Consider the following 11976-nt stretch of genomic DNA (forward strand, 5'->3'; position numbering starts at 1 on the left):
CCGTCGGCTCACGTGGGGGAGAGCCGTCCGGCTGTCGCTGGTGCGGGAGCTACCGACAACTCAAGTCCCTGTCGGGGTAGGAGACTTGCCCTCACAAGGTGGAGTAGACCAATCCGGCTGTCAAGAGTGCCTGTCCGGGCGTCCGGCGGCGGCGGCCACCGGCTGCCCGGCCAGTCGTGCCGTCAGGCGGGCGATCCGGGCGGAGGCCAGCCCGTCCCCGTACGGGCTGGGGGTGGCCGCCAGCCGGGCGAGCCGCTCGGGGGAGTCGGCCAGCCAGGCCCGGGCCAGTTCGCCGAACTCCTCGCCGGGCCGCACCAGTGCGGCGAAGCCGGCGTCGACGGCCTCCGGGCGTTCTGTCGAGCGGCGCACCACCAGCAGCGGGCGGCCGAGCACGGTGCACTCCTCCTGGACTCCGCCGGAGTCGGAGACCAGCAGCGCCGCGTGCCGGGCCAGGCCCAGGAACTCCGCGTACCCGACCGGTTCGGTCACGGCGATCCGCTCCAGCAGGCCGTCCAGGGCGAACCGGTCGACGGCGGCCGCGGTCCGCGGGTGCATCGGGAACAGGACGGGGGTGCCGGCCCGGGCGATCCGGTCCAGCCCGGCCAGGACGGCGCCCAGCGCCTCGGCGCTGTCGGTGTTCTCCGGCCGGTGCACGGTGGCCAGCACATAGCCGTCCGGCTCCAGGCCGTGCGCGGCCAGCAGGGCGGCCCGGGCGGCCCGGTCGGGCAGCCGGCGGCGGACCACCTCGACCACGGTGTTGCCGGTGACGGTGATCCGCTCCTCGTCCAGGGACTCGGCCCGCAGATTGGCGGCGTTCGCCGCGGTGGCGGCGCAGAGCAGGTCGGAGACGTGGTCGACCATCACCCGGTTGTGCTCCTCGGGCATCGCCCGGTCGAAGCTGCGCAGGCCGGCCTCGACGTGCACCAGCGGGATCTCCCGGGAGTTGGCGGCCAGCGCGCCGGCCAGGGTGGCGTTGGTGTCGCCCTGGACGACGACGGCGGCGGGCCGGTCCTCGGCGAAGGCGGCGTCCAGCTGGCCGAGGGACTGGGCGATCTGGCCGGCGCGCGGTCGGCCGCCGACGCCGGTCAGCAGCTCGGGCCGGGGCAGGTCGAGGTCGCGCAGGAAGCGCCCGGACAGCGCCTCGTCCCAGTGCTGGCCGGTGTGCACCAGCCGGGTCGCGGCGCCCAGCTCGTGGATCAGCGGGGCGAGCTTGACCAGCTCGGGGCGGGTGCCGAGGACGACGGCGACGCTGGCGGGCGGCAACGGGGGCAGGCACATGGACACGGGGGACTCCGAACGGCTCTCGGACGGGACGGGACGCCCTCGGCATCGAGGGCGGTGGGGCTCGGGCTTCGCGGGGGGAAGCGCCCGGGCTTCAAGGGCGGTGGGCTTCGAGGGCCCCGGGCTTCGAGGGCGGAAGGGCTCAGGCTTCCAGGGCGGTGGGGGCGCCGGCGGCGACCGTCTCGGCGTTGCGCCTGGTCTTGGCCCAGCCGTTGCGGCCGAGCAGCAGCCGGGCGGCGGCCCGGGTGGCGACCACGAACAGGTGGTAGGCGTAGAGCCAGACCAGGACGCCCCAGAGCAGGCCGGTGAGCCGGCTCCGGCCGGGGTGGACGAGCCTGCGGTAGGCGAAGCCCCAGAGGACCATCGGCAGGGTCGCGACCAGGAAGGCGACGGCCATCAGCGGCCCGAACCGGGCCTGGAAGCCGGCGGTGTCCTCGGGGAACAGCACCAGTCCGGCGGCCGTGATCCCGATCGAGACCGGGGTGAGCACCACCAGCAGCACGCAGACCACGGGCTGCAGGAAGGTGTACAGCACCTCGGCCTTGCCGGCCCAGCGGTAGTGCGGTGAGCGCAGCACCCGGCCGGTGTAGCGCAGGCACTGCATGTTGCCCTGGGCCCACCGGGTGCGCTGGGTGAGGAAGCGCCGGAGCGAGACCAGGCCCTCCTGGGACACCCGCGCCTCGGTGACGTGCGTCAGCCGCCAGCCGGCCAGCCGCAGTTCCAGGCCCGACTCGTAGTCCTCCAGGAGTGCCCGCTCCGGCCAGGGGCGACCCTCGCGGCCCTCCTCGGCGGTGAGCGAGTCCAGCGCGGTGAGCCGGACGAACTGGCCGTTGCCGCCGAGGCCGACGCTGCCGGTGCGCCGGCGCAGCAGCTGCATGCCGGCGTTGTTGGCCTGGAACTCGACGTCCTGCATCCGGACCAGGGCGCGGGCCAGCGCGTTGGCGGTCCGGCCGCGTCCGGGGAGCGGCCGTTCGTCGTCCGCGTTGCGCATCCGGACGCCGATCTGCACGGCGCCGGTGTCGGGGCGGGCCAGCGCGTGGTCGGAGCAGACCAGCCGTAGGGTGCCGGGGTCCAGCTCGCCGTCGGCGTCCACGACGCCGATGACCACCCGGGCGCGGTCGGTGGACTCGGGCAGCCAGGCGTGGACGGCGCGGTAGGCGGCGTTGAGCGCGGCGCCCTTGCCGATCCGGGCGTGCGGACGGCGGCGCTGGACGAGGTGGATCCGGGTGTCGTGCTCGGCGGCGGCCAGGACCAGCTCGCGGGTGCGGTCCCCGCTGTCGTCGTCGATCACCCACAGGTGGGCCTCGGGGGCGGAGCGCCGCAGCCCGTCGAGGGTCTGGGTGACGACGGCCTCCTCGTCGCGGCAGGGGATCAGCAGGTGCCACTGGAAGGCGGCCGGCTCGCCCGGCCCGGCGGGCCGGTTGTGCCGGAAGGCGTGCCGGGAGCCGGCCCAGTAGAGCAGGAAGCGGCCGAACACGAGGAGCATGTAGCCGAGGAGCAGCAGCGAGAGCAGCTCGGCGACCCGGACGACGCCGGTCTGGTGGACCAGGAGGGACTCGCGCAAGAGGTCGGGCATAGGGCTGTGCTCCTGGTGATCAAAGGTGAGATGGCTCCCTGTGGTGCGAATCGAAGCTTCATTGCCATCTGCACTCGCCGAATCAATAGTAAATCGGGTGAATCGGAAAGACAGGGCAAAGTGGTCGTTCTCACCCCGTCGGGAGCGCGTGGCGCCGCTCCGTAGACTGTGGTCGTGAGCGACAAGGCCGACCCGAACCCGTACACCCTCCGCCCCGCCGACAGCGGCTCCGGCGATGTCCTGCGCGACGTCGAAGTGGAGCTCTCCCAGCGCTGGCCGGAGAACAAGCTGGAGCCCTCGCTCGACCGGATCGAGGCGCTGATGGACATCCTGGGCCAGCCCCAGCGGTCCTTCCCCTCGATCCACATCACCGGCACCAACGGCAAGACCTCCACCGCCCGGATGATCGAGCAGCTCCTCAACACCTTCGAGCTGCGCACCGGCCGCTACACCAGTCCGCACGTGGAGTCCGTCACCGAGCGGATCAGCCTGGACGGCGCCCCGATCGACCCCGAGCGGTTCGTCGAGGTCTACCGGGACATCGAGCCGTACGTCCGGATGGTCGACGAGCGCGAGCCGATCGCGATGTCCTTCTTCGAGGTGCTGACCGGCATGGCCTACGCGGCCTTCGCCGACGCCCCGGTGGACGTCGGCGTGGTCGAGGTCGGCATGGGCGGCACCTGGGACGCCACCAACGTGATCGACGCCGCCGTCTCCGTGATCACCCCGATCTCGCTGGACCACACCGACAAGCTGGGTGGGACCACCGGCGAGATCGCGGTCGAGAAGTCCGGGATCATCAAGCCGGGCGGCATCGCGGTCGTCGCCCAGCAGCAGCTGGACGCCGCCCAGAACATCCTGCGCCGTGCCGTCGAGGTGGACGCGACGGTGGCCCGCGAGGGCATGGAGTTCGGTGTGATCCGCCGTGAGGTCGCCATCGGCGGCCAGCTGGTGACGCTGCGCGGGCTCGGCGGCGAGGAGTACGAGGACGTCTTCCTCCCGCTGCACGGCGCCCACCAGGCGCAGAACGCGGCGCTCGCGCTCGCGGCGGTCGAGGCCTTCTTCGGCGTCGGCGGCGCGCGCGGCGGGCAGCTGGACGCGGACAAGGTGCGGCAGGCGTTCTCCGGCGTCGCCTCGCCGGGCCGCCTGGAGGTCGTCCGCCGCAGCCCGACGATCGTCCTGGACGCCGCGCACAACCCGGACGGCGCCCACGCCACCGTCGCCGCGATCGGTGAGTCCTTCGGCTTCACCCGGCTGGTCGGCGTGATCGGCACCAGCGGCGACAAGGACGTGGCCGGCCTGCTGGAGGCCTTCGAGCCGATCCTGGCCGAGGTCGTCATCACCCAGAACTCCACCCACCGGGCGATGGACGCGGACACGCTGGCCGCGCTCGCCGTCGAGATCTTCGGTGAGGACCGGGTCCAGGTCGAGCCCCGGCTCGACGACGCCATCACCGCCGCCGTCAGCCTCGCCGAGGAGGACGGGGACCTCGGCGGCGCCGGGGTGCTGGTCACCGGTTCGGTCATCACGGTGGGCGAGGCCCGCCTGCTGCTCGGGAGGAAGTGACGATGAGGACGCTCTGCTCCTCGACGCTGATCGGCGAGGCACTGCTGGCGCTGTTCGCCGGACTGGTGGCGATGCAGCTCTCCGACGTGCCGACCGGCACGGTCTGGACCGTCACCGGCATCGCGATGGGGCTCTGCGTGCTGCTCTGCGGCATGATCACCCGCCCCGGCGCGGTCGCGATCGGCTGGGCGCTCCAGCTCGGCCTGATCGCCAGCGGCTTCATCCTGCCGACCATGTTCGGACTGGGCGTGGTCTTCGCCGGGCTCTGGTGGTGCTCGGTGCACTACGGCCGCAAGATCGACGAGTTCAAGGCCGCCCGCGCCGCCGCCCAGGCGGTCCCCGCGGGGTAGCGGCGGGGTGGCGACGGGGTGGCACCCGGGCCCGCCCGGCGCCGTCGCTCACGCAAGGTAACCTCTGCCGTAGTCGCACTCCGCACCGCGAACCGGGTGCGCGCCGAACCGATTCCCCAGGAGACGCACCGTGTCCCAGCGCACTCTCGTCCTGCTCAAGCCCGACGCCGTCAAGCGCGGCCTGGCCGGCGAGATCATCAGCCGCATCGAGCGCAAGGCCGGCTGGCGGCTCGCCGCCGTCGAGCTGCGCACCTTCGACCGGGCGACGCTGGAGCAGCACTATGCGGAGCACGTCGGCCGCCCGTTCTACGAGCCGCTGCTGGAGTTCATGACCTCCGGCCCGTCGATCGCGCTGATCGTCGAGGGCGAGGAGGTCGTCCCCGGCATCCGGATGCTGGCCGGCGCCACCAACCCGCTGGAGGCCGGTGCCGGCACCATCCGCGGCGACTACGCGACCATCACCCGGGAGAATCTGATCCACGCCTCCGACTCCCCGGAGTCCGCCGAGCGCGAGATCAAGATCTTCTTCCCGGCGCACGCGTAAGCACCACCCAGGGACCTTCGGGTGCCCCGGTCGGGACCATTGGCCCGGCCGGGGCATTCTTATCGTGAAATAGGGAACTGGGGATGCCGACACGGCGTCCCAATGCCCGGAGAAGCGATCACGCTCCGGACAATGGACGGTATGCCCCACGTCGACGTCCGTACTGGCCGGCGTGACTACGATGGACGCGACTCATGGGCCCGGTACGGCTGGTCAGCTGGTCTTCGCCCAAGCCGTGGGCACGCGCTCTCGTCCACCCCCGCAATGACTCCGAGCCCGGGAAGGCACCTACACCCCATGGCAACCAACCTGTCGTTCATCGGCCGCGACCTGGCGATCGACCTCGGAACCGCCAACACGCTGGTGTACGTCAGGGGCAAGGGGATCGTCCTCAACGAGCCGTCCGTCGTCGCGGTCAACACCAACACCGGCGGCATCCTGGCGGTCGGCGCCGAGGCCAAGAAGATGATCGGCCGCACGCCGGGCAACATCGTCGCCATCCGCCCGCTCAAGGACGGCGTGATCGCCGACTTCGAGATCACCGAGCGGATGCTCCGCTACTTCATCCTCAAGATCCACCGCCGCCGCTACCTGGCCCGCCCCCGGGTCGTGGTCTGCGTGCCCTCGGGCATCACCGGAGTCGAGCGCCGCGCCGTGATCGAGGCCTCCTCGCAGGCCGGCGCGCGCCAGGTGCACATCATCGAGGAGCCGATGGCCGCCGCGATCGGCGCCGGCCTGCCGGTCCACGAGGCCACCGGCAACATGGTCGTCGACATCGGCGGCGGCACCACCGAGGTGGCCGTGATCTCGCTCGGCGGCATCGTCACCGCGCAGTCCATCCGGGTGGCCGGCGACGAGCTGGACAACGCGATCGTCCAGCACATCAAGAAGGAGTACTCGCTGCTCCTGGGCGAGCGCAGCGCCGAGCAGATCAAGATGAGCATCGGCTCCGCCTTCGCGCTGGAGGGCGAGAAGGACGAGCACGCCGAGATCCGCGGCCGCGACCTGGTCAGCGGCCTGCCCAAGACCGTCGTCATCTCGGCGGCCGAGGTCCGCGAGGCCATCGACGAGCCGGTCAACTCGATCATCGACGCGGTCAAGACCACCCTCGACCAGTGCCCGCCCGAGCTCGCCGGCGACGTCATGGACCGCGGCATCGTGCTCACCGGCGGCGGTGCCCTGCTGCGCGGCCTGGACGAGCGGCTGCGCCGCGAGACCGGGATGCCGATCCACATCGCCGAGAACCCGCTGGACTCCGTCGCGCTCGGCTCCGGCAAGTGCGTCGAGGAGTTCGAGGCACTCCAGCAGGTACTCGACGCCCAGCCGCGCCGTTAGCACAACCGTCAGACCTGTAGTCAACTGAACGGCCCCCGCCCGGGCCCACAGCCCGGGTGGGCGGCCAGGTACGAAGGGGCAGTACCAGCACCGTGAGGGACACACGAGAGAGCCGGCTGCTGCTCATCCTGCTGGTGGCCGTCGCCTTCGCGCTGATCACCGTGGACATCAAGGGCGGTGAGAGTTCGCCGCTCGGAGGAGCCCGGCGCGCCGCCGCCGGCGTCCTCGGCCCGGTCGAGCGCGGCGCCGCCACGGTGGTCGACCCGGTGGCCGACACCGTCCGCGCCTTCCGCGACGCCGCCGGCCACAGCGGCCGCACCGACCAGCTGGCCCGGGAGAACACCGAGCTGCGCCAGAAGCTCGCCTCCTCCGACATGGCCGGCGGACGCACCAAGCAGCTCGACGACCTGCTGCGCACCGCGGGCTCCGGCGGCTACACCGTCAAGGCCGCCCAGGTGATCGCGATCGGCCCGGCCCAGGGCTTCTCCTGGACCATCACCGTCGACGCGGGCAGTGACGACGGCCTGACCCGGGACATGACGGTGATCAACGGTCAGGGCCTGGTCGGCCGGATCACCACCGTCGCCCCGACCACCTCCACGGTCCTGCTCGCCTCCGACCCGGGCTTCAGCGCCGGGGCCCGGCTGGAGGGCAGCGGCGAGATCGGCTTCGCCTCCGGCGGCGGCACCAGCGCAATGAAGGTCTCCCTGCTCAACGGCAAGGCCCAGGTGAAGGAGGGCGACCGGCTGGTCACCTTCGGCTCGCAGAGCGGCCGCCCGTTCGTGCCCGGCGTCCCGGTCGGCAAGGTGGTCCAGGTCGAGGCGAACCCCGGTCAGCTGACCAAGACCGTCCTGGTCGAGCCCTTCGTCCAGTTCACCCGGCTCGACCTGATCGGCGTGGTGGTGGTGCCACCGCGCACCGACCCGCGCGACGCCGTCCTGCCGCCGGCCCCGGCCGCCCAGGGTCAGGCCCCGGCCGCCCCGGCCCAGGCCGCGCCCGCCGCCCCGGCCGCCGCCGCCCCGCCCGCCAAGACCACTGGGGGGAACTGAACCATGCGCCTCGCCCGCGTCCCCGTCACCGCCGTCCTCGTCCTGCTCGGCCTGATCCTCCAGGTCAGCGTCTTCGGCCGGCTCCAACTCCCCGGTGCCACACCGGACATACTGCTCCTCGTGGTGGTCGGCCTGGCCATGGTCTACGGGCCGACCGGCGGCTGCCTGGTGGGCTTCGCCGCCGGACTGCTGGCCGACCTCGCGCCGCCGTCCGACCACGCGATCGGCCGCTACGCGCTGGTGCTCTGCCTGATGGGCTACGCCGCGGGACTGGTCCGCCCCGACCACGGCCGGCAGCGTTCGGTCTCCGGCGCGCTGCTGGTGGTGGCCGCCGCGGCGGTCGCCTCCACCCTGCTCTACGCGATGGTCGGCGCCCTGGTCGGCGACACCGCCGCCCGCCACGTCGGCCTCGGCAGCCTGGTGCTCACCGCCCTGCTGTACGACCTGCTGCTGGCGCCGTTCGTCGTCCCGGTGGTGATGCTGATCGGCCGCCGCTTCGGGCGTGACCCGGTGGCCGCCGCGGCCGGCGACGACGAGGGCGGCGGCTCCGGCCTGGGCACGCTGGCGCGCTACCGCACCACCCGCGAGACGTCGGCCGGACCGTCCTACAAGAAGCGGCGCTCGCTCGGCTTCGCCAAGCGCCCGTAGGCCCGGCCCGCCCATGATTCCCGGAACCCCGCACCCTGGAGCGCACGAGACGTGAGCAACATCCCCGAGACCGGCCGAACCCGGCGGGTGACGATCCGTCTGGTGGTACTGCAGATCCTGGTGCTCTCGCTGCTCGCCACCCTCGGTGGGCGGCTCTGGTACCTGCAGATCCGCAACGCCAGCGTCTACACCGCCAAGGCGACCGGCAACCACATCCGCGAGGTGGTCGAGCCGGCCGTGCGCGGTGAGATCCTCGACGCCTCGGGCCGCATCCTGGCCGGCAACGAGACCCGGTTGGTGGTCTCGGTCAGCCGCACCTCGCTGCTGCAGCAGAAGGACGGCGGCAAGGCGGTGCTGGGCCGGCTCGCCGAGGTGCTCGGCATGCCGGCCAAGGACGTCCAGGAGAAGGTCCGGCTCTGCGACGCCAAGACGCCGCAGCCCTGCTGGAACGGCTCGCCCTACCAGCCGATCCCGGTCACCAAGGAGGCGACCACCCAGCAGGCGCTGCAGATAATGGAGCGCCGCGAGGACTTCCCCGGGATCACCGCGCAGCCCACCGCCGTGCGCCACTACACCGGCGTCGAGGGCGCCAACATGGCCCAGGTGCTCGGCTACCTCTCGCCGGTGACGGACGAGGAGGTCAGCAAGACCGCCGACAAGACCGGCCTGGACCGGTACCTGCCGGCCGACCAGATCGGCCGGGCCGGGCTGGAGTCGGTGTACGACCGCGACCTGCGCGGCACCGCCGGGATCACCAAGCTGGAGGTGGACAACCTCGGCCGGGTGATCGGCAACGCCGGCATCGTCGAGCCGCGGACCGGCGACAACCTGGTGACCAGCATCGACGCCCGGGTGCAGAAGGTCGTCGAGGACAACCTGGTGCAGGCGATGAACGACGCCAGGAAGACCTTCGACAAGGTGACCAACCGCAACTACGAGGCCGACTCCGGCGCCGCGGTCGTCATGGACGTGCACACCGGGCGGATCGTGGCGATGGCCAGCGCGCCGACGTACGACCCCAACCTCTGGCAGGGCGGCATCTCGGGCCAGGACTACCAGGCGCTGACCAGCAAGGACTCCAACTTCCCGCTGCTGAACCGGGCCATACAGGGTCAGTCCGCCCCCGGCTCGACCTTCAAGGTCATCTCCACCACCGCCGCCGTGCAGGCCGGCTACTCGCTGGACGGGACGTACCCGTGCCCGAAGAGCCTGACCATCGGCGGCCGTGAGTTCAAGAACTTCGAGAGCGAGAACTTCGGTTCGATCACGCTGGAGAAGGCGCTGGAGGTCTCCTGCGACACCGTCTTCTACGGGCTGGCGTACGACCAGTGGATGAAGGACGGCGGCATCAAGCCGAAGAAGGACACCGCGGACTGGTTCTACAAGACCGCCCACCAGTTCGGCCTCGGCGCCAAGACCGGCATCGACCTGCCCAGCGAGGTCCCCGGGCGGGTGCCGGACCGGCAGTGGAAGCAGTCCTTCTTCGACAACAACAAGGACGCCTGGTGCCGGCAGGCGGAGAAGGGCGGCACCACCTTCTCCGACCAGATCGCCCGGGAGAACTGCGTCGACGGCTACCAGATGCGCGCCGGTGACTCGGTCAACTTCGCGATCGGACAGGGCGACACGCTCGTCACCCCGATCCAGATGGCCCGGATCTACTCGGCGCTCGCCAACGGCGGCACGTTCTACCGGCCGACCGTCGCCAAGGCGGTGATAAGCCCGGGCGGGGAGCTCGTCCGCGAGATCGCCCCGCACGAGGACGCCAAGTTCCCCGGCGACCAGAAGCTGCTCAGCTACATCGACCAGGCCACCGCGGGCGTCGTCACCGGCGGTACCGCCGCCTGGAAGTTCACCGGCGCCGGCTGGCCGCAGGGCAAGATCGAGCTGCACGCCAAGACCGGCACCGCCGAGGTCGAGGGCAAGCAGACCACCTCGTGGCTGACCACCTACAGCGACGACTACGCGGTCGTGATGACGATAAGCCAAGGCGGCACCGGCTCCGGTGGCTCCGGCGACGCGATTCGGCGGATCTACCAGGCGCTGTACGGCGTCGACGACAAGGGCAACATCGACGGCGGCAAGGCACTGCTGCCCAAGCCGCAGGCCGAGCTGCCCAAGTTCAACCCGGACGGCACCGCCGTCATCAAGCCGGCCGGCTACACCGCCGCCGGGGACCCGGGCGTGACCGGCCCCTCGCCGCGGGTCTTCCTGGACCCGGCGCAGCCGGCCGGCCCGCCGACCGCACCCACCGCGGCGGACTTCGCCGCCGTCGAGCCCAACCGGGGCACCGGAAGGAGCCGGGCATGACCTCCTACGGCTCGTACCGCCAGCTGCGGCTCGCCCCGCAGCGCAGCGGGGTGTCGAAGGCCCTCGCCAAGGACTCCCCGCTCTGGCGGATCGACTGGATACTGCTGCTGGCCGCCATGGTGCTGTCGCTGGGCAGCTCGCTGCTGGTCTGGTCGGCCACCCGGGGCCGGGACTCGCTCACCCACGGCGATCCGCAGTACTTCCTGTTCCGGCACCTCACCAACGTGGTGATCGGCCTGGTGCTGTGCGCGGTGGTGATAGGGATAGGGAGCCGGCGGTTCCGCACCCTGGTGCCGTTCCTGTACGTCGCGGTGATCCTGCTGCTGATGGCCACGCTGAGCCCGCTCGGCTCGACCATCAACGGGCAGCACTCCTGGATCCAGCTCGGCGGCGGCTTCTCCGTCCAGCCGGCCGAGTTCGCCAAGCTGGCGATCGTGCTGGCGATGGCCGTGGTGCTGTCGGACCAGGTGGACGCGGGGGAGCGGGAGTTCCCCTCGCACCGGGCGGTGTTCCGCGGCCTGGTCTGGGCCACGCTGCCGATGGCGATCGTGATGCTGATGCCGGACGCCGGCTCGGTGATGGTGATGGCCGTCATCGTGCTGGGCATCCTGCTGGCCTCCGGCTCGGCCAACCGCTGGGTGCTCGGGCTGATCCTGGCCGGGGTCGGCGGCTGTGTGGCGATCTGGAAGCTCGGGGTGCTGAGCAAGTACCAGATCGACCGCTTCGCGGCCTTCGCCAACCCGGCCCTGGACCCGTCCGGCGTGGGCTACAACACCGCCCAGGCCCGGATCGCCATCGGTTCGGGCGGGCTCACCGGCAAGGGCCTGTTCCACGGGACGCAGACCACCGGGCAGTTCGTGCCGGAGCAGCAGACCGACTTCGTCTTCACGGTGGCCGGTGAGGAACTGGGCTTCCTCGGGGCGATGGCGATCATCGTGCTGCTGGGCGTGGTGCTCTGGCGGGCCTGCCGGATCGCCCGGCACGCCACCGACCTGTACGGCACCATCGTGGCCGCCGGAGTGGTCGCCTGGTTCGCCTTCCAGGGCTTCGAGAACATAGGGATGTGCCTGGGCATCATGCCGGTGGCCGGTATCCCGCTGCCGTTCGTCTCCTACGGCGGGTCGTCGATGTTCGCGACCTGGCTGGCGATCGGACTCCTGCAGGCGGTGCAGAGCCAACGGCCGATAGCGGCCTGAGCGTACGGGAACGCCGGCGGGGGGGGGGGCGCGGGGGGCGCCGGGGGCGGCCCCCCCCCCGGGGGCCCCCCCCCCCCCCCCCGCGGGGCCCCCCCCCCCCCCCCCCCCCCCCCCCCCCCCC

At 72.0% G+C, this 11976-nt stretch carries 10 protein-coding genes; 8 read left to right on the plus strand and 2 right to left on the minus strand.

Translation table 11 applies throughout. From position 1 onward, the window contains the following. Positions 1–120: 120 nt before the first annotated feature. On the minus strand, positions 121–1278 hold the full coding sequence (gene wecB / locus ACIQTO_RS33745; protein WP_402396275.1) for a non-hydrolyzing UDP-N-acetylglucosamine 2-epimerase: 1158 nt from the start codon (positions 1276–1278) through the stop codon (positions 121–123). Positions 1279–1423: 145 nt separating this feature from the next. Next, positions 1424–2857 (minus strand): glycosyltransferase family 2 protein, encoded by a 1434-nt coding sequence (locus tag ACIQTO_RS33750; RefSeq protein WP_402396252.1) that lies wholly within the window; start codon positions 2855–2857, stop codon positions 1424–1426. A 174-nt stretch (positions 2858–3031) separates the two neighbouring features. On the opposite strand from ACIQTO_RS33750, the gene ACIQTO_RS33755 reads away from it, so the two are divergent. The 8 genes from ACIQTO_RS33755 to rodA all read left to right on the plus strand — a co-directional run bounded on the left by ACIQTO_RS33755 (position 3032) and on the right by rodA (position 11855). Next, on the plus strand, positions 3032–4423 hold the full coding sequence (locus ACIQTO_RS33755; protein ID WP_402396255.1) for a bifunctional folylpolyglutamate synthase/dihydrofolate synthase: 1392 nt from the start codon (positions 3032–3034) through the stop codon (positions 4421–4423). 2 nt (positions 4424–4425) lie between these two features. Continuing rightward, complete coding sequence (locus ACIQTO_RS33760; RefSeq protein WP_402396257.1) at positions 4426–4773, plus strand: DUF4233 domain-containing protein; 348 nt, start codon at positions 4426–4428, stop codon at positions 4771–4773. Between the two features lie 130 nt (positions 4774–4903). After that, positions 4904–5317, plus strand: coding sequence for a nucleoside-diphosphate kinase (ndk, locus tag ACIQTO_RS33765; protein WP_360637090.1), 414 nt, complete (start codon positions 4904–4906; stop codon positions 5315–5317). Positions 5318–5626: 309 nt separating this feature from the next. Further along, complete coding sequence (locus ACIQTO_RS33770) at positions 5627–6652, plus strand: rod shape-determining protein (protein WP_305067939.1); 1026 nt, start codon at positions 5627–5629, stop codon at positions 6650–6652. Positions 6653–6744: 92 nt separating this feature from the next. Beyond that, positions 6745–7701 carry a rod shape-determining protein MreC gene (gene mreC / locus ACIQTO_RS33775; RefSeq protein ID WP_402396259.1) on the plus strand — a complete coding sequence of 319 codons (957 nt, stop codon included), beginning with the start codon at positions 6745–6747 and terminating at the stop codon, positions 7699–7701. Positions 7702–7704: 3 nt separating this feature from the next. Then, positions 7705–8349, plus strand: coding sequence for a rod shape-determining protein MreD (gene mreD, locus ACIQTO_RS33780; protein ID WP_402396261.1), 645 nt, complete (start codon positions 7705–7707; stop codon positions 8347–8349). A 51-nt stretch (positions 8350–8400) separates the two neighbouring features. After that, on the plus strand, positions 8401–10659 hold the full coding sequence (gene mrdA / locus ACIQTO_RS33785) for a penicillin-binding protein 2 (protein ID WP_402396264.1): 2259 nt from the start codon (positions 8401–8403) through the stop codon (positions 10657–10659). Then, entirely contained in the window at positions 10656–11855 is a 1200-nt protein-coding gene (gene rodA / locus ACIQTO_RS33790) for a rod shape-determining protein RodA (protein ID WP_402396267.1), read from the plus strand. The genes mrdA and rodA overlap by 4 nt, the downstream gene beginning before the upstream one ends. Positions 11856–11976 lie beyond the last annotated feature (121 nt).

Source organism: Kitasatospora sp. NPDC091207 (assembly GCF_044768625.1).
Classification (GTDB): domain Bacteria; phylum Actinomycetota; class Actinomycetes; order Streptomycetales; family Streptomycetaceae; genus Kitasatospora.

Bases quoted from the DNA above. Each gene is read 5' to 3' on its own strand.
- wecB (WP_402396275.1), bottom strand. From the start codon at position 1,278: ATGTGCCTGCCCCCGTTGCCGCCCGCCAGCGTCGCCGTCGTCCTCGGC.
- ACIQTO_RS33750 (WP_402396252.1), bottom strand. From the start codon at position 2,857: ATGCCCGACCTCTTGCGCGAGTCCCTCCTGGTCCACCAGACCGGCGTC.
- ACIQTO_RS33760 (WP_402396257.1), top strand. From the start codon at position 4,426: ATGAGGACGCTCTGCTCCTCGACGCTGATCGGCGAGGCACTGCTGGCG.
- mreD (WP_402396261.1), top strand. From the start codon at position 7,705: ATGCGCCTCGCCCGCGTCCCCGTCACCGCCGTCCTCGTCCTGCTCGGC.
- rodA (WP_402396267.1), top strand. From the start codon at position 10,656: ATGACCTCCTACGGCTCGTACCGCCAGCTGCGGCTCGCCCCGCAGCGC.